This is a genomic window from Lysinibacillus sp. Bpr_S20, assembly GCF_023337835.1.
Taxonomy (GTDB): domain Bacteria; phylum Bacillota; class Bacilli; order Bacillales_A; family Planococcaceae; genus Lysinibacillus.
This window is the reverse complement of sequence record NZ_JALNLQ010000011.1, coordinates 27,514-48,670: the sequence shown is the minus strand read 5'-3', so window position 1 is coordinate 48,670 and position 21,157 is coordinate 27,514. Positions and strand designations below refer to the sequence as shown.

Annotated in this window: 20 protein-coding genes and 1 riboswitch; of the genes, 12 read left to right on the top strand and 8 right to left on the bottom strand. The window is 37.3% G+C overall.

Annotated features, from left to right (window positions below):
• Window position 1 precedes the first annotated feature (1 nt).
• Both MWJ95_RS20715 and MWJ95_RS20710 read left to right on the top strand, forming a co-directional pair.
• Window positions 2-1,159 (top strand): exonuclease SbcCD subunit D, encoded by a 1,158-nt coding sequence (locus MWJ95_RS20715; protein WP_249075510.1) that lies wholly within the window; start codon window positions 2-4, stop codon window positions 1,157-1,159.
• Window positions 1,156-4,236, top strand: coding sequence for an AAA family ATPase (locus MWJ95_RS20710; protein ID WP_249107134.1), 3,081 nt, complete (start codon window positions 1,156-1,158; stop codon window positions 4,234-4,236). The genes MWJ95_RS20715 and MWJ95_RS20710 overlap by 4 nt, the downstream gene beginning before the upstream one ends.
• 210 nt (window positions 4,237-4,446) lie before the next feature.
• On the opposite strand, the gene MWJ95_RS20705 is transcribed toward MWJ95_RS20710, so the two are convergent.
• Complete coding sequence (locus MWJ95_RS20705) at window positions 4,447-4,779, bottom strand: magnetosome magnetite crystal formation protein family (RefSeq protein ID WP_249075512.1); 333 nt, start codon at window positions 4,777-4,779, stop codon at window positions 4,447-4,449.
• Window positions 4,780-4,903: 124 nt separating this feature from the next.
• Window positions 4,904-5,011: riboswitch (TPP riboswitch) on the top strand.
• A 130-nt stretch (window positions 5,012-5,141) separates the two neighbouring features.
• On the opposite strand from MWJ95_RS20705, the gene thiT reads away from it, so the two are divergent.
• From thiT to map, 3 genes are all read left to right on the top strand, one after another.
• Complete coding sequence (gene thiT / locus MWJ95_RS20700; RefSeq protein WP_249075513.1) at window positions 5,142-5,702, top strand: energy-coupled thiamine transporter ThiT; 561 nt, start codon at window positions 5,142-5,144, stop codon at window positions 5,700-5,702.
• A 252-nt stretch (window positions 5,703-5,954) separates the two neighbouring features.
• Window positions 5,955-6,107, top strand: coding sequence for a hypothetical protein (locus tag MWJ95_RS20695; RefSeq protein WP_249075514.1), 153 nt, complete (start codon window positions 5,955-5,957; stop codon window positions 6,105-6,107).
• A gap of 72 nt (window positions 6,108-6,179) precedes the next feature.
• Window positions 6,180-6,935 carry a type I methionyl aminopeptidase gene (gene map / locus MWJ95_RS20690; protein WP_249075551.1) on the top strand — a complete coding sequence of 252 codons (756 nt, stop codon included), beginning with the start codon at window positions 6,180-6,182 and terminating at the stop codon, window positions 6,933-6,935.
• 25 nt (window positions 6,936-6,960) lie between these two features.
• Here the strand turns inward: map and MWJ95_RS20685 are convergent, their stop codons facing one another.
• On the bottom strand, window positions 6,961-7,674 hold the full coding sequence (locus MWJ95_RS20685; protein ID WP_249075515.1) for a hypothetical protein: 714 nt from the start codon (window positions 7,672-7,674) through the stop codon (window positions 6,961-6,963).
• Window positions 7,675-7,876: 202 nt separating this feature from the next.
• On the opposite strand from MWJ95_RS20685, the gene MWJ95_RS20680 reads away from it, so the two are divergent.
• Window positions 7,877-8,719 carry a polyphosphate kinase 2 family protein gene (locus MWJ95_RS20680; protein ID WP_249075516.1) on the top strand — a complete coding sequence of 281 codons (843 nt, stop codon included), beginning with the start codon at window positions 7,877-7,879 and terminating at the stop codon, window positions 8,717-8,719.
• A 738-nt stretch (window positions 8,720-9,457) separates the two neighbouring features.
• The gene (locus tag MWJ95_RS20675; protein ID WP_249075517.1) at window positions 9,458-10,045 is read left to right on the top strand and encodes a GNAT family N-acetyltransferase; all 588 of its coding nucleotides are present in this window, start codon (window positions 9,458-9,460) and stop codon (window positions 10,043-10,045) included.
• Window positions 10,046-10,095: 50 nt separating this feature from the next.
• Here the strand turns inward: MWJ95_RS20675 and MWJ95_RS20670 are convergent, their stop codons facing one another.
• Window positions 10,096-10,659 (bottom strand): beta-class carbonic anhydrase, encoded by a 564-nt coding sequence (locus MWJ95_RS20670; protein ID WP_249075518.1) that lies wholly within the window; start codon window positions 10,657-10,659, stop codon window positions 10,096-10,098.
• A gap of 327 nt (window positions 10,660-10,986) precedes the next feature.
• On the bottom strand, window positions 10,987-11,121 hold the full coding sequence (locus MWJ95_RS24545; protein ID WP_283164800.1) for a hypothetical protein: 135 nt from the start codon (window positions 11,119-11,121) through the stop codon (window positions 10,987-10,989).
• Between the two features lie 979 nt (window positions 11,122-12,100).
• Here MWJ95_RS24545 and motA point away from each other — a divergent pair.
• Together motA and motB are read left to right on the top strand one after the other, a co-directional pair.
• A complete protein-coding gene (motA, locus tag MWJ95_RS20665; RefSeq protein WP_249075519.1) occupies window positions 12,101-12,904 on the top strand; it encodes a flagellar motor stator protein MotA in 804 nt (267 codons plus the stop codon).
• Window positions 12,888-13,658, top strand: coding sequence for a flagellar motor protein MotB (gene motB, locus MWJ95_RS20660; protein WP_249075520.1), 771 nt, complete (start codon window positions 12,888-12,890; stop codon window positions 13,656-13,658). Before motA ends, motB begins: the two co-directional genes overlap by 17 nt.
• Window positions 13,659-13,725: 67 nt before the next feature.
• Here motB and MWJ95_RS20655 read toward each other — a convergent pair whose 3' ends face one another.
• Window positions 13,726-13,947, bottom strand: coding sequence for a DUF1128 domain-containing protein (locus tag MWJ95_RS20655; RefSeq protein ID WP_249075521.1), 222 nt, complete (start codon window positions 13,945-13,947; stop codon window positions 13,726-13,728).
• Window positions 13,948-14,265: 318 nt separating this feature from the next.
• Here MWJ95_RS20655 and MWJ95_RS20650 point away from each other — a divergent pair, with 318 nt between their 5' ends.
• The gene (locus MWJ95_RS20650; RefSeq protein WP_249075522.1) at window positions 14,266-14,592 is read left to right on the top strand and encodes a YtxH domain-containing protein; all 327 of its coding nucleotides are present in this window, start codon (window positions 14,266-14,268) and stop codon (window positions 14,590-14,592) included.
• Window positions 14,593-14,615: 23 nt separating this feature from the next.
• Window positions 14,616-15,542 (top strand): YihY/virulence factor BrkB family protein, encoded by a 927-nt coding sequence (locus MWJ95_RS20645; RefSeq protein WP_249075523.1) that lies wholly within the window; start codon window positions 14,616-14,618, stop codon window positions 15,540-15,542.
• A gap of 66 nt (window positions 15,543-15,608) precedes the next feature.
• Here MWJ95_RS20645 and MWJ95_RS20640 read toward each other — a convergent pair whose 3' ends face one another.
• Both MWJ95_RS20640 and MWJ95_RS20635 read right to left on the bottom strand, forming a co-directional pair.
• On the bottom strand, window positions 15,609-17,513 hold the full coding sequence (locus MWJ95_RS20640; protein WP_249075524.1) for a heavy metal translocating P-type ATPase: 1,905 nt from the start codon (window positions 17,511-17,513) through the stop codon (window positions 15,609-15,611).
• A gap of 396 nt (window positions 17,514-17,909) precedes the next feature.
• Window positions 17,910-19,448 carry a fumarate hydratase gene (locus MWJ95_RS20635; RefSeq protein WP_283164802.1) on the bottom strand — a complete coding sequence of 513 codons (1,539 nt, stop codon included), beginning with the start codon at window positions 19,446-19,448 and terminating at the stop codon, window positions 17,910-17,912.
• A 509-nt stretch (window positions 19,449-19,957) separates the two neighbouring features.
• Here MWJ95_RS20635 and MWJ95_RS20630 point away from each other — a divergent pair.
• Window positions 19,958-20,749, top strand: coding sequence for a YwqG family protein (locus MWJ95_RS20630; protein WP_249107133.1), 792 nt, complete (start codon window positions 19,958-19,960; stop codon window positions 20,747-20,749).
• Between the two features lie 54 nt (window positions 20,750-20,803).
• On the opposite strand, the gene MWJ95_RS20625 is transcribed toward MWJ95_RS20630, so the two are convergent.
• Window positions 20,804-20,989, bottom strand: coding sequence for an SE1561 family protein (locus tag MWJ95_RS20625; RefSeq protein ID WP_049668848.1), 186 nt, complete (start codon window positions 20,987-20,989; stop codon window positions 20,804-20,806).
• Window positions 20,990-21,157: the final 168 nt, after the last annotated feature.

Genomic DNA, 21,157 nt, shown 5'->3' with positions numbered 1-21,157 from the left:
AATGAAAATATTTCATACAGCAGATTGGCATTTAGGAAAGCTTGTACAAGGCGTCTATATGACCGAGGATCAACATTATATTTTACAGCAGTTTATGCTAGCCATTGATGAGGAAAAACCAGATGTTATCGTTATCGCAGGTGATTTATATGACCGTTCGATGCCCCCGATTGAGGCAGTGAATTTACTAAATGATATTTTGGCGGAAATAGTGCTCGATAAAAAAATCCCTGTGTTAGCGGTTGCAGGGAACCACGATAGTGCAGGTCGATTGAATTTTGGCAGTAGTTTAATGAGTGATAGTGGTTTACATATTAAAGGCCAATTTACGAAAGAACATGCACCGGTAGTTTTACATGATAAGTATGGAGAAGTACATTTTCATCTTGTACCTTATGCAGAACCGGCTTCAGTACGGACAATTTTAGAGGATGATTCCATTCGTTCTCATCAAGATGCGATGGAAAGAATTATTGAGCATATTGGGCAAAGTATAGATACTACAAAGCGTAATGTTTTTATTGGACATGCCTTTGTGACGAAGTATGGAGAAGAGGAAGCGAATACGAGTGATTCTGAGCGACCTTTATCAATAGGCGGCTCGGATTGCATAAATGCAGCGTTATTTAAGCCTTTTAATTACACAGCGCTTGGACATTTGCATAAAGCGCATTTTGTGTTGAATGAAACGATACGATACGCTGGCTCTCCATTGAAGTATTCATTATCTGAGCACTTACATGAGAAGGGTTTTTTAATAGTTGAACTAGATGAGCAGGGAGAAGTTAACGTCACAAAGCGAAAGCTTATAGCAAGACGGGATTTACGTGTGGTGGAGGGCTTAATGGATGATATATTGCAGCTGCCGCCAAGTGATGATTATGTATTTGTACGCTTAACAGATACAACGTCAGTAACTTCGCCGATGGAACGTATTCGTACAGTGTTTCCTCATGCGATGCATGTTGAGCGTAAAGTAATACGCCAAGAGGTACCGCATGAAATTCAGGCGCTTGAGACAGAGAAGGTAGAAGACATCGATTTATTTAGATCATTTTTTACAGATATCATTGGCGTACAGCCAGATCAAGATACAGAGCGTCTATTTACAGAGATGCTACAAGAATTATTAGATGAGGAGCGGGAGACAGTAAAATGAAGCCTTTAAAGTTAACAATTACTGCATTCGGTCCATATAAAAATACAGAGGTTATTGATTTTCAACAGCTTGGTGAACATCGCCTATTTGCGATTTCCGGAAAAACAGGTGCCGGGAAAACGACGATTTTTGATGCTATATGCTATGCACTTTACGGATCCGGTAGCGGTGAAGATCGTCAGGATACTGCTATGCTTCGAAGTGGGTTTGCGGACGATGATGTGTATACGGCTGTAGAGCTCGTTTTTGAAATGCATGATAGAGTCTATCAAATTTTACGTCAGCCAGGTCATATTAAAGCAAAAAACAAAAGTGTTACGGGTAAGAAAATTGAGCTGGCTGAAATCAAAGGAGACACGCTTGATTATAGTATTGTAGAAAAGCAGCAAACGCTAGAGGTAGATAAAAAGCTTCAGGACATAATAGGCCTTACAAAGGATCAGTTTAGTCAAATTGTTATGCTACCACAAGGAGAATTTCGTAAGCTACTAACCTCAGATTCTACGAATAAAGAAGTGATTTTGCGCAAAATTTTTAAAACAGACCGCTTTGGTGCCATGACTAAAAGACTTGATGCAAAACGAAAAGAAGCGGAAAGTGATTTATTGCGTGCTAAACAATTAAAGGAGCATCTCCTTGGCCAAATTGCTGGGGCTTTACCACAGCGTTCATCATCTTTATTTACTTGCATTACGAATAATACTGAAAATATGCATCAGTTGAAGAAGGCTTTGGAAGAGGAGCAAACTTATTATACGGAATGTATACAATTGGAGCAGCAGCGCTATAAAGAAGCTTATGCGCATCATCAAAAAGAGCAAGAATTTTATAGTATAGCAAAAACATTAAATGAACAATTTGATGAGCAAGCTAATCGTCAGAAACGCCTACAAGCATTGCTGGAAGAACAAGCTTTATATAGCGCAAAAGAACGTGAAATTGCTTTAGCAGAGAAAGCACAACGACTTGTCGCACTTGAGCAACAATGCATCGATTTACGTGCCGAGCAAAATCGTAAAGAACAATCCTATCAGCAAGCTATCACAGAGCAACAAAACGCAGAAGCTCAGTTAAAAATAGCACAAGAAAAGTTTAATGTTGAAGAGGCGAAAGAACCTGAACGTCAGCAAATTCTACAACATGAAATACAGTTGCAAGTATTATTACCAACATTCGAGGCATATGAAAATAATTTGCAGCAAATGCGAATAGCTGAACAATATGTTGCAACTGCAAATCTAGCAGTAGAAGATAATCGTAAAATCGTAGAAGCTGGACAAAAGCAAGTTCAGCAACTAACAAAAACAATTGAACAGTATGAAAAACAACTGGAGCCATATGAAAGTTATTTAGAACAGCTACCAAAGCTTAAAGAGCAAGTATCATTATTAGCGCAAGTTGAGAAATATACTAGAGCAGTTGAAACAGCGGAGCAGGAAGTAGTCACTACTAATGTCCATTATCAAGAAAGTAGGCAAGCTCTTCAAAAGTTGGAGCAGCAATGGATTGCGAGTCAGGCAAGTATTTTAGCACAGCAACTGAAGGACGGAGATCCTTGCCCAGTATGCGGTAGTACAACACATCTCGAAACACATCGTGAACAATTAGAGATGATCGAATTAGCGCAAGTAGAAGATTTACGAGGACAGGCAAGTACTGATGAGCGCAAGTTTATAGAGAAAGAAGCTTTATTAAATTCTACAAAGCATCTTCTACAAGAAGCACTCGGACAGTTAAAAATGAATGAGATTGAACAATCCAATCAAGCACAAATTGTAGCTTCCTTGCAAAACGTAGAACAACAAATAACAATCTTAAAAGTAGTGAACAATCAATTGTCTGATGTACGTATGCAACAAAAGGATCATCGTGCACGAATGGAACAACAACAAGAAAAGCAAATAAAACTAGAGCAATATTTAGCTGAGAAGACGAAGGAATTAACGAAACAACAAGCAATTGTGGAAGAGCAGCAAAAGCATATCCCAGAAAACCTTACGACGTTACAAGCATTAAAGCAGGAAATTGCGAATATAGGTTCACAAAAGATTGCCTTACAAACTGCCTGGAATCTCAGTCAACAAAACTTACAATCTGCCAAGGAAGCGGCGAATAATGCTAGAATGACCGTAGAAATAGCAAAACAAGCTTTTGAGGAATTAAAGCTGAAAATGGATGAAAAGCGCGAGCAATTTTCAGTAAGTATGGCCGAAGCAGGCTTTGAAAGCTATGAAGAATTTGCTACTGGGAAGCGAAGCGTGTTGCAAATAGAAGCTTTAAGGAAGGCTTGCAATGAGTATGCACTACAAATCCATACATTACAGGTACAAATTACTGAGGGAGAGAAGCATCTAAAAGGCCAAGAGAAACAAGATTTAATGGCAATGGAAGAAAAGTTAGAGATGCTTCGTGTAACCTATGAAGAAGCCTTTAAAGTATTGCAACAAATGGAAAGATTTGCGAAGGCTTGTGCGGACTTTATCGAAAAAGTTGAGGAGACCGAACAGGAGATTCGTTTACTTGAAAAAGAGGCGGGACAAGTTAAGGAACTGTATGCAATGCTAAATGGGCAAAATGTGAAAAAACTATCCTTTGAGCGTTATATTCAAATCAATTATTTAGATAAAATTACAGAGGCAGCAAATGTCCGGCTTTATCATTTATCTAACGGTCAATTTGAGCTACGGCGTTCAGATCGCTTAGAAAAGCATGCTAAGCAAAGTGGGCTTGGACTAGATGTGTATGATGCTTATACGGATCAATTACGAGATGTTAAAACATTATCAGGGGGAGAGAAGTTTAATGCATCATTAAGTCTTGCCCTTGGGATGGCAGATGTCATTCAAAGTTTTCAAGGTAATATTCGCATTGAAACGATGTTTATTGATGAGGGCTTTGGTTCTCTTGATGAAGAAGCGTTAAATAAGGCGATTGATACGCTTATTGATTTACAAGATTCCGGACGTATGATTGGAGTCATCTCACACGTTGCGGAATTAAAAGCTACAATGCCTGCTGTGTTGCATGTTGAAAAAGCAATGAACGGTCATAGTCAAACATATTTTGAAGTGAAATAACAAAGAGGCGTGTTTCCATTGTGTGGAAAAACGCCTCTTTATCATTTTTTAGTTACGTTAGGATTAGTTCTTTTCTTTGCAGCGATTACTTTTTTTACAATTGGGATAGCGATAGGTGCTAATTTTACGGCGACTTTAACAACTTTAGATACTTTCACAAAATAACAGCTCCTTTAGTACTTTCCGTTCAAGGTGAGATTGGAATGAAACTTATCGGACAACGCGAACAGCTTGTATAATGTTCCAGATGACAACTCCTATTGAAACAAGAAAGTAAATTCCGAATGAAACTAACCAAATGATAAGAAACTTATTACTACCTAAATCAGGGTCAAGATTGTTGAATGTTAAAGTTGAGAAGATAAAGACGGCAAATAAAATAATTCCGAAAGCGACTGGGATTAAATGTGATATTAGTGCTCGAATAGAGTGACTCTTTACATCGCTATCTTTTGCAACAAAGTAAACGATTAATGGCACAATAAACGGTGCGAATAAAATACTGAGATAACTAAAGGCAGATAAAATTTTTTGGTTCTCCATAGTAGTACCTCCTTTTTTAATATTTACGCATGAAAAACAGTAAAGTTTCAAAAAATTTTGTGGAAGAGGTTGTAATCATAACAGTGTTTGCGTACAATGAGGTTGTTCAACTAAATTAAGATGTAACGACCACAAGGGGGGCTGATGATGTCAGCTGAGACTGGGCACGTGATGCCTTGACTCTTTGAACCTGTAAGTTAACGCTTGCGTAGGGATGTGGATAGAAACCGACACTATTACGATGTGAGGCTCTGTCCTGGCATCGTTTTTTTATCTTTATTGATGCCAGGTAGGGACATATTTGCCAACTGATTTCTATTCCTGCTCTTGTATCCTACATCGGAACAAAGGAGAGAATATTTTTGGACAGTAAAAAACTTTTAATGCTAGTGGAGATTGCGATATTCGCAGCGATTGGTCTTGTGCTAGATCAGGTTTCCTTTAAAGTATGGGCACAAGGAGGCTCTGTTAGTCTAGTGATGGTGCCAATAATTTTAATAGCATTCCGATGGGGCCTTATTCCAGGCATGACAACGGGTTTACTCATTGGTGTAATGCAAACAATGTTTGGTGCTACAATAGTGCATTGGCTTCAAGGAACGCTAGATTATGGCATTGCCTTTACAGTAGTAGGCTTAGCGGCCGTTGTGCGTCGACCGGTGCTTGAGGCTGCAAAAGATTTAAACAAAAAGAAAATGGCGCTTTATATTATTTTAGGGACTGTATTAGCAGGCTTTTTACGTTATGCAGCACATACTATTGGAGGCGCTGTATTTTTCAAAGAGTATGCTGGTGATCAAAATGCGTGGATTTATTCAATTATCTATAATGGAACATATATGCTACCAGCAACGATTTTAACAGCAGTTGTCGGCGTCCTGTTATTTACAGCAGCACCTCAATTAATGCAACGAAAATCATAACTATTTTGCCCTTCACATGAGTGGAGGGCTTTATTTTTATTGAATTGAATGAAAGATTGTTGCTTTTTTAGCTAGTTAGGACTTGCATATATTAAAATGTATGTCATGTAAATAAGTTGATTGGAGTGGAGGCTGGGCGACTCCTTGGGGATTAGCGATATAGAGGAACGAAGGCTAAAAGCATCACGTCCTGTGATAACGCCTTCGTGACCAACATCCTGTTGCCCCGACGCCCCCAGGAAGCCCTGCTCTGTGCGAAAGCGAAGCGACAGCAACAATGTTTTATCTGTAGCGAAAGCGAAGCGTCAGCTACAAAGCGCCCAGCCGGAACGGAAATCAACTCCACGTTATGGAGATAAGCCTGTTTTCAGCACTTTACAATTTATGACGGCATATAATATTTAAAGCGTTTAGCGTTTTATGTATAAAAAGTTATGTTATATTAAATAGAGATATTAGATGAAAGGGACGTTAAAAATGATTGTAAAAACGCAAGAAGAGATTGAAGCCTTTAAAAAAATTGGCCGTATTTGTGCTGAAATTCGTGAGGCAATGAAGGCTGCTACAAAACCAGGTGTAACAACTCTTGAATTAGATGAAATCGCTGGCCGAATGTTTGCTGAGGCAGGAGCGGTTTCTGGACCTAAAGGGGAGTATGATTTCCCAGGATACACTTGCATTAGTGTTAATGAGGAAGTTGCACATGGTATTCCTGGTCAACGAGTGATTAAAGAAGGAGATATCGTCAATATTGACGTATCTGGTTCATTAAATGGTTACTTTGCTGATACGGGAATTTCATTTGTAGTAGGTGAAGGCTATGAGGATAAAGAAAAGCTATGTCGCGTAGCCAAAAGTGCTTTCGATCGTGCGATGACAAAAGTAAAAGCCGGATCAAAATTAAACCAAATCGGTAAAGCTGTTGAACGTGAAGCATATGCAAATGATTTAACAGTGATTATGAATCTAACAGGTCATGGTTTAGGTCGTTCATTACACGATGAGCCAAACCACATTTTAAACTATTATGATGCATGGGATTCTACAATTATGAAAGAGGGCATGGTGCTTGCAGTCGAGCCATTTATCTCAGCGAAAGCGGAGCATATTGTAGAAGCTGGTGACGGATGGACATTCGTTACGCCTGACAAATCATTCGTTGCTCAAATTGAGCATTCAATCATCGTTACGAAAGACAAACCAATTGTTTTAACTTCACTTGAAGAACAATAAAAAAGTTAAAATCCTGCTAACCAATTTATTTTTGGTAGGCAGGATTTTTTTTAATAAATAATATACCGACAAGAAGAACTCCACATAAAAATAAGGCTGCTGTTGTGACAAGTAGCTCATCAAAACCATTATGTAAAGCGACCCCAATATAGGACCAGATAAATACACTTGGAAAGATAATATCAAAATAATGGAATCGAATATGTAGCGCGATTGCTACTCCAATTGTTAGTAAAATAACTGCCCAAAGTGGATTACTAAGGCCAAAACCATTCCATTGATAAGATGTTAGCATAAAGCTTACATTTGTCATCAGACTAAATGTAACCCATCCGAAGTAAATCGAAAAGGGTAAACGACCTATGGGTGAATTATTGCTAAGAGGATACGTCTTGTACAACTTAAACAAATACAGTACTAAAATAAACGAACTGACAATGGATACGATAAATAGTTCGTGATGCCAAACCACAATTGCTAACGCCTGCATGATACATATGCTACTAAAGAGAACAGTCTGTTTCATAGATGTCTTTTTTAGATTCATTACTAACCAATAACCAAGTAACACGTAAACTACAATCCAAATCACATAACTAACATTAAAAGGTGCAAATATTACTGGAAAACGATTTGAAATTTCTAAAGAAGTTTGACCGTTTATTTTCATGAAATAGGATGAAAAGGTTAGGATGAGTGAGACAATATAAGTGATTGTCATCAAAAAAAATCGAGGCATGTTTTCCTCTCCCTTCGTGTTAAATTGTATAGGGAAAAGACAAATAAGTATAGGACTGTCACATTATATTTTCATTATAACGGAAATTTCCAACAATGTATCGTGTTGTTTCGCTAAAATTATCTACAATTTACCATTTGGATATGCACTTATATGTTTCTTTAGTACAATAGGATTATTAAAAGTAAGGAGTGAAGTTTTAATGACTCAAAATTTAAATGATCTAGATTTATCAGTTAAACTGGATAAGAAGATGTATAAAAAGAAATTAAAAGTACTCCAATATGAAATGTTAAATGCTCAACAGTTTTTATTAAACAATAAGATTGGGCTAATTCTAGTATTTGAAGGTATGGATGCTGCTGGCAAGGGTGGCGCTATTAAGCGTCTCATTGAACGTGCTGATCCACGTGGCTATATTGTACACCCAATCTCAGCACCTCAGCCTCATGAATTGCGCTACAATTATTTACAACGCTTTTGGAGAAAGCTGCCACAGCATGGACAAATCGCTATTTTTGACCGCTCGTGGTATGGTCGTGTATTAGTTGAGCGTATTGAAGGATTTGCAACAAAAGAAGAGTGGTCTCGTGCATACGAAGAAATAAATAATTTCGAAAAGATTTTAACAGCAGGAGATTATATTGTTATTAAGTTTTGGCTTCAAGTATCTGATGAGGAACAGCTTAAACGTTTTAAAGAACGCGAGGAAGATCCATATAAGTCTTGGAAGCTAACAGACGAAGACTGGCGAAATCGTGAAAAAACACCTCAGTATATAGAAGCTGCGAATGACATGTTTGAGAAGACTGATAAGAAAAATGCGCCATGGGTTCTAATACCAGGAGACGATAAACAATATGCCCGTGTACAAGTGCTAAAAGAAACACTAGCTCATATCGAACGCGAGGCACAAAAACGAGGCCTTCATTTAACGAATGTATTAGGCAAAGCCCATTTAGAAGATGCTGAATCGTCTAGCCTTGAATTGTTAGAAGAAAAACCTAAAAAACAAAAATCAAAACAAAAACAAAAAATGAAATAATGTTAGGGATGCTGTAACAACAAGACGATATGTTTTAGTTGTAGCAGCATCTTTTTTTACATACAATAAAGTAAAACTTCAATCAGTGGGCGTTTTACCCGCTGATTGTTAGTTGAACCAATCGGGCTTTTACGGTCAGTTAATCGACGACTATGTTAACTGAATCCCGTTTTAACGGGGAAGACATTTTTGTTTACTGACCGTTAAAGCGGGATAAAGTAAAACTTCAATCAGTGGGCGTTTTACCCGCTGATTGTTAGTTGAACCAATCGGGCTTTTACGGTCAGTTAATCAACGACTATGTCAACTGAATCTCGTTTTAACGTGGAAGACATTTTTGTTTACTGACCGTTAAAGCGGGATAAAGTAAAACTTCAATCAGTGGGCGTTTTACCCGCTGATTGTTAGTTGAACCAATCGGGCTTTTACGGTCAGTTAATCGACGACTATGTCAACTGAATCCCGTTTTAACGGGGAAGACATTTTTGTTTACTGACCGTTAAAGCGGGGTAAAGTAAAACTTCAATTCAGTGGTGGTTTCCCTATAAATTGGGTTAATCAACAGAAGTTGCGGATGACTTTTGTTAAAACGTCTACTATAAGCCCGTTCAGACTGGCGACTCCAGGAAAGCGCCCGGTCGGAACGGAAATCAACCACACGTTTTGGTGATGATCCACAAATTGAATGAACGCAGGCATTAAAATGTATTGATAATTATCGGAAGGTTAGTGTGGAAAATGGTGCTTAAAATTTGGAGATTATTGAGGAAAAAGGGTGAAAATGTGGTATCAATTCAAGGTGGGAAATGCTACATTCGCACATTTTATGAAAAAGATGCACAAAGTTTAACCGATCTCGTAAGTCGCAATAAATACTTTTGGTCTACATATGAACCGTTACAACGACCGGAATATTATACAATTAATGCTCAATATAAAAAAATTCAAGACAGCTTATATTTAATGGACTCAAAAAGGGAATTTACTTTCGGTATCTTTGAGCCAGGTACAAATAATCTAATAGGACATATAGCTATTTATGCAGTAAAACGTTTACCGTATTCCAGTGCGTTTGTGGGCTATGCGATGGATGAAATTTATGTTGGAAAAGGGATCGTGACAGAGGCGGTTAATATGGTCGTACAATTTGCATTCGAGCAAGTAGGCTTACATCGAGTGGAGGCTTATGTTTCAACACAAAATAATGCTTCTATCCGAGTCTTAGAAAAGGCTGGGTTTCAGCGTGAAGGTCTTTTGAGAAAGCTGCTGTATATTAACGGTAAATGGGTGGATCATTATATTTATGCACGTTTAGAGGGCCAATAAAAAGAAGCGTCTAACTTTCAAAGAGATGAAAGTTAGACGCTTCTTTTTTACTATTGTTTATTACCATCTACAATTAAATCAAGGCGACCTGTATTAGGATCAATCACTAATCCATGAACAGGCACATCTTTAACCATTAACGGGTGATTACGAATTGTATCGATGCTTTTCTTTACACTTGTTGATACGTCGCCAAAGCCACGTAAAAACTCTTTTAAATCAAGACCTGAGTATTCTATCGTGTTGATAGTTTCAGGGGTAATCCCTCTGGCAACCATTTTACTTAGCATTGCTTCTGGGTCAACTGCACTCATACCGCAGTCATAATGTCCAACAACATATACCTCATCTGCTTGTAGTTCATAAACAGCTACAAGTAAACTACGCATAATCGCACCAAAAGGGTGACTAACTAATGCACCAGCACTTTTAACGATCTTAACGTCGCCATTACGCAAATTCATAGCTTTAGGTAACAGCTCTACAAGTCGAGTATCCATACAAGATAAAACAACAATACGTTTATCAGGATACTTTGTAGTAATAAAAGGCTCATATTTTTTTTCTTGAACGAAATCTTCATTAAACTTTAGAATATCTTGTAACATTGTCATGAAAGATTGCTCCCTTCCCTAATAAAATATTTTAGAGCAAAATGATGAATATGCAAATAATAATGACAATATTCGCGCAATTTCTTGAAAAAAAAAGAAGTTTGATAATTTATTTAGTAAATCAAAATAATTAAAAATCAGTGACAACTGCCAGACGATAAAAAAAGAGGCTGATACAAAAAGAAAAAATGTTAGACCGAGATGCACACGGCCTAACATTTTTTTGATTTAGGAAGGAATATTTAACTCAGTGAAGTGAAAAAGTTATTACCCATTATCGCTATTTTTCAATATAACCGAGTTCTGTCCCAGCCTCTTTCAACGAAATTAAAATTTTTCATTTGGTTTTGGATCTACAGTTACTGAAGACTTAGTATCTAAACCGACTTGTAGGTAGTGGATGAAGAATCCCAATGAAATTAGTAAAACGGCTGAAAAGCCTAGTACAGTCGTAATGAACATAATAAAAGCTCCCCTCTACTAAAATAATCTACAATATTATCTAAAGTAATTATACAATAGGTTACTAGGAAAATCTAAGGAGAATTTATGACATCCATAACATACCTAGTCTAGACTATTATTAGTAGGGATAAATTACTTAAATTGTCCAGTATTTAATGTTGAAAACAGATTCTTTATACCTGTAATCGACAAAGGTTTATATATTAATTTGCCCATTAATGATTATAAAGTTATGTGTCAAACTTCTGTTGAACTCAATCTTCAATAACTCTTCAAAGAACGTTTCCATCCCAGCCTCTATACCACTATGAAATTGGTGATTGGTGTGGTACTACTGTTTTTTTCAAAACAATTTCTAGTCTTTACCCAGCATTAGCGCAACAATTTGCCTATTATATAATTTAACTTCAATTAGTAATTGTTTTATCACAAAAGAGAAGCGTCACATTAGTCTCGGTCTTTAGTTGGTGAAAGGAGTTCTTTGTGCAAGCATAAAGCCGAATCTAGGCGCAATTATGCCGGGGTAAAATTGATTAAATATGTGGAGAAATCAAATGAGTCTTTCGGTGCGTTTTCATAGCGAGTGTGAAAATGTTTTTTGTTTGATAAATCGACATTAAACTGTTTTTTCATTATTTTTATATGATATTTTAGTAATTATCTGAACTCGTTTTTAATCATCAGTCGAATTACTTAAATGGAAGTGTGGATTTTTTTGATTATTTACTCCTATTTTACAGACAATCTCAACATATTTTAGTAATTTTGTGTCGAAGGATAATAACAAATTCTTAACTTTTTTCAAATAAAGACAATTTAGTGTATTATTCTTAATTCAATATAATCAAAAATGGTCGAAAAGTGAATAAAAAGTAATTATTACATCGAAAAAAATGTGAAATACATTTATACTATATTTAAAATATGGAAAATTAGACGAAAATAACATTGTGATAGTAGATTTGGAGGTTTGAAAATGGATTTGTCGTCGGTAGTAGGGATAATTTTAGCGTTTATCGCGCTATTAACAGGAATGGTGCTGAAGGGTGTAAACTTAAGTGCGTTTTATAACCCAGCAGCTATTCTAATTATCATCTTCGGTACAATTTCCGCAGTAACAATTGCCTTCCCTATGAAGGAGTTAAAGCGTGTACCAAAGCTATTTAAAATTCTTTTTAAAGAAACAAAATTAGCAGGTGATATTGAAATTATTAAGATGTTTTCACAATGGGCAGATTTGGCTCGTCGTGAAGGTCTCTTAGCGCTTGAGAGTAAAGCTTCAGAAGTAGAAGACCCGTTTTTAAAAAATGGACTTACACTAGCAATTGATGGTCAAAATGCTGACTATATTCGTGATGTCTTGACAGAAGAAGTCGAAGCGATGGAAGAACGTCATGCTAGTGGTGCTGCAATCTTCACGCAAGCAGGTACATATGCCCCGACTTTAGGGGTACTAGGTGCGGTAGTAGGGTTAATTGCCGCATTAGCAGATATGAACGATATAGATAAATTAGGGCATGCCATTTCAGCAGCCTTCATGGCAACATTATTAGGTATTTTTACAGGTTACGTATTATGGCATCCATTTGCCAATAAATTAAAACGTAAATCTGCTGTAGAAGTAAAACAAAAACGCATGATGATCGAAGGTATCCTTTCAGTTTTAGAAGGGGAGGCACCTCGTGTTATCGAACAAAAACTATCTTCTTATTTAACGATGGAAGAACGTCGTCAAATTTCGAATGAAAGCGGGGCGGACGGCCTTGGCAAGGAAAGCTAAGAAAAAAAAGCATGAAGAGCATGTTGATGAGTCTTGGTTAGTGCCATATGCGGATATTTTAACGCTGTTACTAGCATTGTTTATTGTACTGTTTGCCTCTAGTTCAGTAGACCAAGAGAAGCTAGATAGAATGTCGGCGGTGTTTAATCAGGTGTTTGATGGTGGTACAAGCTTTTTAGAGCAGCCTGCACCGTTAGAAAGTCCGAATGCAGAAAGTGACCAAACACCAAAAACGCAGCAAAATTCGGCTTACTTAAAGGATCAGCAGGAGTTAGCTCAAATTAAAGATAGTGTAGATAATTTCATCGCTGTTCATGAAATGGAAGGTCAATTCGCAACAGAGATGACTGATGAGGGTTTACTTGTTACAATTCGTGATAGTATCCTGTTCGATCCAGGGAAAGCTGAGATTAAACCAGAATATAGGCAAATAGCTAAAGAGCTTGCAGATGTATTGGTATCTAATCCACCACGAAATATTATTATTACTGGTCATACGGATAATGTTCCAGCAGGTCCAAACTTTTCTTCTAATTTCCAACTATCAGCGATGCGTGCAGTGAACTTCGCGGAAATTTTATTGCAGAGTAACTCGAATTTAGATGATCGAAACTTTAGTACACAAGGTTTCGGTGAGAATCGTGCCGTTGCGCCAAATGATACTAAAGAAGGACGTGCGAAAAATCGTCGTGTAGAAGTGTTGATACAACCACTTGTCACTGAGGATGGTTCTGCCGTAAAAAATACTAAATAGAAAAAAGCTATTAGCAAACGGCTTTGGTGCCTGCATTGCTAATAGCTTTTTATTTACAAAACCCTATTTATTTACGTAAAGATCCTAATTCAGCAACGATTGCTTGCATCTCGCTTGGGCTAAATGTATCGCGCTTCATGATCATTTCGTATAAATAGACTAGGTCTTCGTAGTTAGCTTCATCGAAATTTTCCGATTTCATCGCATCAACATTAACCATGCGAAGCTTATCTTTCATTTGATCAACCATATAAATAACGTTTTCTTTTGACGGTACCGATAAATCCATTATTTAAACCTACCTTTCGTAATCCTCGAAAATATCATTTCATTGAATAAAAAAAATGTCAACACGTATTTGGGCATTGCTTTAAAAATAGACTGTTATTGGGTAGAATAAGGGCAGTAACAGTTTAATTATGGTTCACCACCATAGCTGTGGTTGATTTCTGTTTGGACGATGCGCATCGGGGCTGTACGAAAGCGTAAGTCGCTCAGTCTTCACTCCACTTATATATAAAGGCATACGTAAATCATACTTAACTTTTGGTGATGAGTCTTAATTATCCTTAAGGAATATACGCTTATCAAGCAGGAGGTATTTAATATGGGACGAAGTAAATTATTAGCATCCATCGTAGTTGGTGCCACAGTAGGTGCTGCATTAAGCATGTTAGACCGTTCAACGCGTGAAAAAACAATTGCTTCAACGAAAAAAATGAAAGAAGCAATATCGTATTATGCAGCTAATCGAGAGGAATTACAAGTACTGGTTGAGGAAAAGGTGCTGGCTGCTAAAGTGATGTGTGAAAATGTTTCAGAAAATGTCAACTCGATCATTGATAAAGTTGATGAATTTAAAGAATTACCTTCCACAATCGAAGGCATGATTAATGATACGAAATCAGCCTTTGCTTTACCTAATAAAGAATAGTTGTCGTTCGGGAGGGGATTTGAATGGAGAAGAAAAAAGCATCGATACATTCAGCAGTTGGTGTGGTGAAATCATTTGTCTCACCAGAAGAAGACACTGTAGATGTGATGACATCAAGAGGCTTTATGCAAGATTTAGTGCTACGCTTACGGCGAGTGGAAATATCAGCTCTTGCGGCGCAATTGGCTTATTTCTTTTTACTGTCTTTTTTCCCGCTATTAATTTTTCTAGTTACACTACTACCGTATTTGAATTTGAAGACGACGCAAGTGTATTCATTTCTAGTGAACATAATGCCGGACGAGGTATATAGGCTTGTTGAAAATACGTTAAATGAAATTTTAACAAATAGAAATAGTGGTTTATTATCCGTAGGGGTGCTTGGAACAATTTGGTCTGCGTCCAAGGGGATTAATGCATTAATTAGAGCCTTGAATAAGGCCTATGATACAGAAACTAGGGCTACTCTATTGGATCGAGGATTATCCCTAGTTTTCACCTTAGCATTTGTCGTTGTGATTGCTGTCGCTCTACTTTTACCGATTTTTGGGCAACATGTAGGGCATTTCTTATTTTCGATAGTTGGCATTGAGGAGCAATTTGAAATCATCTGGTATAGAATGCGTTGGTCAATACCACCGCTGCTTATTTTTATTGTTTTAATGGGGGTATATAGATTTGTTCCAAATACAAATCCTCGATTGAAGATAATGGGCGTTTGGCCAGGGGCATTGTTTTCAACTCTTGCCTGGGTGACAGTAACATTTGCTTTCTCTTTTTATATTAATAATTTCGCTAATTTTTCCTCTACATATGGCAGTATTGGAGGCGTTATTATTTTAATGCTTTGGCTATATTTCACGGGGATTATTTTAATTTTTGGTGGAATATTAAATGCGACGATGCAGAAAAAAGTATTGCAAAAGGAACTCATGAAGCAGAAGACATGAACGAAAAGTTAGGAATATCGAAAAGAACAGCCTCGTATCACGCTTTGTGATACGAGGCTGTTTGTTTTAGATGTTTTTATTAAGCATACGTAAGCCGTTTAAAATTACTAAAATGGTGCTTCCTTCATGTCCGATTACTCCTAGAGGTAAATCGACAATTTGTAAAAAGTTTGAGGCAATTAATAAAACGATAACGCCGATTGAGAAGAAAATGTTTTGTTTAACGATGCGTTGCATTTTACGTGATAAACGTACTGCATAGGCAATTTTTGATAAGTCGTTTTTCATTAAAACGACATCTGCTGTTTCTAAAGCTACATCTGTTCCTTCTCCCATAGCAATTCCGGTAGTTGCAGTTGCTAATGCGGGTGCATCATTAATACCATCACCGACCATCCCTACAAATTTATGTTGAGAAAGAAGTCGTTTCATCTCAGTCACTTTTGTTTCAGGAAGACATTCAGCAACATACTCTGTCACGCCTGCTTCTTTGGCAATAACCTTTGCTGTCTTCTCGTTGTCTCCTGTTAACATGACTACATTAATACCAAGCTCTTTTAATAATGACACTGCTTTTTTTGCTTCACTACGAACGGTATCTTTTAAGGCTGCTAATGCAACGATACCATCTTTGTCACGCATGAAAATAACACTTTTTCCTTCTGAGGCAAGGCTTTCTGCTACGCTATTTGCGAATTCATTTGCCTCGTCTAATCCAACAAAGTCTGGTTTACCAACAAGATACTCTATTTCATTAACGTAACCTTTAATACCCCAACCTGGGATATCTTCAATAGTGGTTTGTGGAAACTTTGTGATACCCTCTTTTCTTGCGAATAAAGTAATTGCTTGAGCAAGAGGGTGGTTTGATTGTGCTTCAATACCTGCAAGGATTGCCAGTGTGTTTTCTCGGTCTAATCCTTCTCGAACAATAAAATCAGTAACAGTTGGTTTACCTTGTGTTAAAGTACCTGTTTTATCTACTGCTAGTGCACGTAATGCGCCTAGATGCTCTAAATGTAAGCCTCCTTTGAATAGCACACCGTGTTTTGCGCCATTTGAAATGGCTGCGAGTGTTGCGGGCATTATGGAGGCAACAAGTGCGCATGGAGAAGCAACTACTAGAAGGACCATTGCGCGATAGAAAGTTGTTGTCCAGTCCCAGCCGAGTACGAAGTGGGGTAAAAACATCATTAGCGCAACAGCGAGTAGTGCAAATTTTACGTAAGTACCTTCAAATTTTTCGATAAACTGTTGAGAAGGTGATTTTTCACTCTGAGCACTTTGTACAAGTTGGATAATTTTTTGGAATAGTGTTTCAGAGTTTGGTTTTGTCATTTCCATCGTAATGGCACCATTTAAGTTCACTGTACCTGCAAATAACTCGTCGCCTTCATGTTTTGCCACTGGCAGAGGCTCGCCGCTTATCGCAGATTCGTCGATAGAAGACTGTCCTTTAAAGATTATTCCGTCTGCTGGTACACGTTCACCAGGTTTTATGAGTAGGTGATCTCCGATTTGTAATGTAGAGACAGAAACTTTCATTGGTTCAAAATTACCGCGAACAAGCCAAGCCTCTTCGGGTTGTAAATTCATGAGTGCAGAAATTTCACGATGACTTTTATTCATTGCGTATGTTTCAAGAGCGCCACTTACAGCGAAAATGAAAATTAGAATAGCGCCCTCTGTCCAATAACCGATTGCTGCAGAACCGATTGCAGCTAATACCATTAATAACTCAACGTTAAGCTCCTTATTTTCAATGGTTTCTTCAATACCTTCTTTAGCTTTAGCGAACCCACCAACACAAAATGCAACAATATATAAAATAATAGAAGCTGTTGTTTGCCCGTTCGTATCTAAACGCCATGCAAGCAAAATAAACAAACCTGCTATAAGGGCAGCGATTAATTCAGCATGTTCCTTGATTTTCTCAATTAAACTTATATTTTCTCGATTAATCTTTTCCACTTGTATCCCTCCTGATAATGAAAATCAATATCAAAACCTATATAAATCAATGTGTATACACTGCTTCTAATTGAAAATAGATTTCAATCAATCCCTTCTTAATTTAGAATTATTATAACAAAGGAATTTAAAAAAAGAAAGTAAGAAATTTGAAGGGATTTTTAATAAAAGGGGATAGAAGTAGTCCAAGAATATTGATATGGGGGTTAATTGATGTATTTTGAAATAATTTTGAACATAAGAAAAAGCACAGTTATTCATAGGAATATTCTGTGCTTTTTAAATTTGTGCAGTGAAAATGCCTTTCTTAAGGAATGCTTGCATTCCTTGCTATCGCCATAGCTTAAAAACATTACTACTTATCAATGTAACGTTTTATAAAAGAAATTTTCCCGATTAGAAAACACGTTCTGCATGTAGTGCAAGTTTTTCTAGGGATGATTTATCTACGTCTGCATGTAGTGAGTTACCGTGTGAGTCCATTGTTACAACAGCTGTGAACTTCTCAACGTTTAGGTGCCACATCGCTTCTGGAATACCGAATTCCATTAGGTCAACACCTTCAACGCCTTTGATGCAGTCTGCGTAATACTGTGCAGCACCACCGATTGCATTTAAGTAAACGCCACCGTGCTCTTCTAATGCAGCAAGTGTTTTTGGTCCCATACCGCCTTTACCAATTACAGCGCGGATACCGAATTTTTTCATGATGTCACCTTGGTATGGCTCCTCACGAATAGAAGTAGTTGGACCAGCTGCTTTTACTGTCCAGTTGCCTTCTTCGTCTTTTGCCATTACAGGGCCGCAGTGATAAATAACTTGTCCATTAAGATCAACTGGAGCATCATGGCTCATTAAGTGATGGTGGATGGCGTCACGGCCAGTATACATACGACCAGTAATTGAAACAACGTCACCCACTTTTAGAGAGCGAATTTGTTCTTCAGTAATTGGTGCAGTAAGTTCTACTACATCTGTAGAAGTATCTTCTGTTGTTGCTGCAACTTCATCTTCTTTAAATGTGATTTTTTCACCTTCTTGGTAATGCCAATTAATAATTTCACCAGTTTGAGGGTTGATGTCCACTGCCATACGACGGTAAGCCCAGCAGTTATAAGCTACTGATACATAGAATGATGCAGGGATACGGTGCATAACACCAATTTTACAGCCAAGTAATGTTGCTTCACCACCGAAGCCCATTGTACCGATACCAAATGTGTTAGCAGTTTTTACTACATAGTCTTCTAATTTAGCAAGATCAGGATTTGGATTTGTATCTTCCACATGACGGAATAATTGTTCTTTCGCTAAGTCGTAACCAGAAGAGCGGTCTCCACCGATACCTACACCGATGAAGCCAGCTGAACAGCCTTGTCCTTGTGCTTGGTATACTGAGTGAATAATACATTTACGGATACCATCTAAATCACGACCAGCGCGGCCAAGACCTTCAAGCTCGCAAGGTAGGCTATACTGAATGTTTTTGTTTTCACAGCCGCCACCTTTAAGGATTAATTTGATTGTAATATAGTCTTTTTCCCATTGTTCGAATTTCATAACAGGAAGACCGTCACCAAGGTTATTACCGCTGTTTGCGCCTGTTAAAGAATCAACCGCATTTGGACGTAATTTTGCATCTGCTGTAGTATCGTTAATAGCTTTTTTAATAGCTTCTTTAATTTCTAATTGGTTTACACCAACAGGAGTATAAATTTTGAATGTTGGTAGACCAGTATCTTGACAGATTGGTGATACATTATCTTCTGCCATAATAATATTATTTGAGATTGTGTCTAAGCTCATTGCAGCACGAGTACCAGCATTCTCAGCTTCTTTAGCTTTCTTAATTGCACGACGTACGTCTTTTGGTAGATTAGTAGATGTTTCAGTAATTAAATCGTAAAGACTTTTCTCCAAAGTTTGGATATTCATTTAGTATTGCCCCCCATAGAAAATTTGATTATTTCCACGTTACATTATACTCTTTTCAACTAATGAAAAAAAGAGTTCAACTCATTGCGGTCAGAATTAAAGGTCTATTCTTAAAAAGAGGTCATTTTAATGTGAAATTATGTAAACCGATCTATTGTTAAGGTTTTAATAAGGTAATGGAAGCAGGGGAATAAATAATATCTTAAGACGAATATAGTAGGAATCGAATACATTTTCTCGGGAGGCTGGTCATTAAGAGTCCAGCCAATCGAATCGTCCAGAAGGTAAATAGTTTTGGGAGGCCAAGCCGATCAGTTTTGAAGCGAAGCCGATCAAATCAAGAACCGGCTAGATCAAACTACGAAAAGCACTTGATTTATGCTCTTGCTTGATCATCTTTACCATTTAACGTAAGTTTCCTGCCTTATTCAAGTTTCATCGGAATAAAGATTGCTAGAAAAGAACGTTTGTTCTATAATAAATGTAAAATTTCTTTAAGGGGGGTCAGTATGAAGTTACTTAATTTACCTGAAGCATTTGAACAATATAGGGCAGTAATCGAGGAAACGATACAGCCTACCGTATTTGTTGAAACGGAAGAACGAAAAACTTCTTTATTTGAAAGTAAGTTTGAAGGCAATCCATATTTTCCGCTAGCAATGGAGTACCCGAAAAATCCAGAAGGGCGACCATTAAAATTATTGGCTCAAATTAATTTTGCAGATGTACCGAAGCATTTACCAAACTTTCCTGAAGAGGGAATCTTGCAGCTTTATATTGATGGCTACGACGATGTATTAGGGATGGATTTTGAAAATGGTCAAAATCAGGAGGGCTTCCGCGTTGTTTTCCACGAACATATTGTTAGTGATGAATCACAGTTAATACAAGATTTCTCATTTGTTGAAGCGAAAGAAGAAGAATTATACTTTCCAGTGGAAAAAGAAATGGCATTGTCCTTTGGAACAGGCTATGAACCATTATCAGCAAATGACTTCAGAAGTGAAAAACGATATGCGAAGATTCTTGCTAATATAGAAGAAGATGATCATTTAGTAGACTCATTTTATGAAACATTAAATAGTACAGGTCATAAAATCGGTGGATACCCATTCTTTACGCAAGAAGATCCAAGAGCTTATGGTGACTATACAGATTCAACAATTTTGTTGCTGCAAATTGACAGTGTAGGCGATCATATTCTGTGGGGGGATGTCGGGGTCGGCAATTTTTTCATCACAGAGGATGAGCTGAAACGTAAAGATTTTAGTAAAGTTCTATATAATTGGGACTGTTACTAACAAAAAAGCAAGTGGATGATTAGAGCCTCCACTTGCTTTTATCTTCATTAGTAATTATTGTTCACGAGCATTAAATTGCTCCATTTTGTCTTCTAGATCATCCATCATTTGAATTAAACGATCAATATCCTCTAATTCAGTTGTTTCAGGATCAATGGCATCTAAAACTTCTAAAAACATTTCAAGACGTTCTTTTAAGTAATTCATTTGCTGTTTTTTATCAGTGATTGGATTTGACATACATACACCTCATTTCATCCCCTCCATCTTAGCTGATTTGGGACTAAATTTCAATGTTTAGGTAAACGCCTAGGACTTAGCGATTATTTTGCAAAAATCAATAGACAGAATATTTACAATATTGAACGTGTGTGTTAAATTAATATTAAGAAAAAGTAAAGGAGCTGA

Excerpts from the sequence above, each read along its gene's own strand:
- MWJ95_RS20715 (WP_249075510.1), top strand. The coding sequence starts at position 2 with ATGAAAATATTTCATACAGCAGATTGGCATTTAGGAAAGCTTGTACAA.
- MWJ95_RS20710 (WP_249107134.1), top strand. The coding sequence starts at position 1,156 with ATGAAGCCTTTAAAGTTAACAATTACTGCATTCGGTCCATATAAAAAT.
- MWJ95_RS20705 (WP_249075512.1), bottom strand. The coding sequence starts at position 4,779 with ATGGAGAACCAAAAAATTTTATCTGCCTTTAGTTATCTCAGTATTTTA.
- map (WP_249075551.1), top strand. The coding sequence starts at position 6,180 with ATGATTGTAAAAACGCAAGAAGAGATTGAAGCCTTTAAAAAAATTGGC.
- MWJ95_RS20685 (WP_249075515.1), bottom strand. The coding sequence starts at position 7,674 with ATGCCTCGATTTTTTTTGATGACAATCACTTATATTGTCTCACTCATC.
- MWJ95_RS20680 (WP_249075516.1), top strand. The coding sequence starts at position 7,877 with ATGACTCAAAATTTAAATGATCTAGATTTATCAGTTAAACTGGATAAG.
- MWJ95_RS20675 (WP_249075517.1), top strand. The coding sequence starts at position 9,458 with ATGGTGCTTAAAATTTGGAGATTATTGAGGAAAAAGGGTGAAAATGTG.
- MWJ95_RS20670 (WP_249075518.1), bottom strand. The coding sequence starts at position 10,659 with ATGACAATGTTACAAGATATTCTAAAGTTTAATGAAGATTTCGTTCAA.
- MWJ95_RS24545 (WP_283164800.1), bottom strand. The coding sequence starts at position 11,121 with ATGTTCATTACGACTGTACTAGGCTTTTCAGCCGTTTTACTAATTTCA.
- motA (WP_249075519.1), top strand. The coding sequence starts at position 12,101 with ATGGATTTGTCGTCGGTAGTAGGGATAATTTTAGCGTTTATCGCGCTA.
- MWJ95_RS20655 (WP_249075521.1), bottom strand. The coding sequence starts at position 13,947 with ATGGATTTATCGGTACCGTCAAAAGAAAACGTTATTTATATGGTTGAT.
- MWJ95_RS20650 (WP_249075522.1), top strand. The coding sequence starts at position 14,266 with ATGGGACGAAGTAAATTATTAGCATCCATCGTAGTTGGTGCCACAGTA.
- MWJ95_RS20645 (WP_249075523.1), top strand. The coding sequence starts at position 14,616 with ATGGAGAAGAAAAAAGCATCGATACATTCAGCAGTTGGTGTGGTGAAA.
- MWJ95_RS20635 (WP_283164802.1), bottom strand. The coding sequence starts at position 19,448 with ATGAATATCCAAACTTTGGAGAAAAGTCTTTACGATTTAATTACTGAA.
- MWJ95_RS20630 (WP_249107133.1), top strand. The coding sequence starts at position 19,958 with ATGAAGTTACTTAATTTACCTGAAGCATTTGAACAATATAGGGCAGTA.
- MWJ95_RS20625 (WP_049668848.1), bottom strand. The coding sequence starts at position 20,989 with ATGTCAAATCCAATCACTGATAAAAAACAGCAAATGAATTACTTAAAA.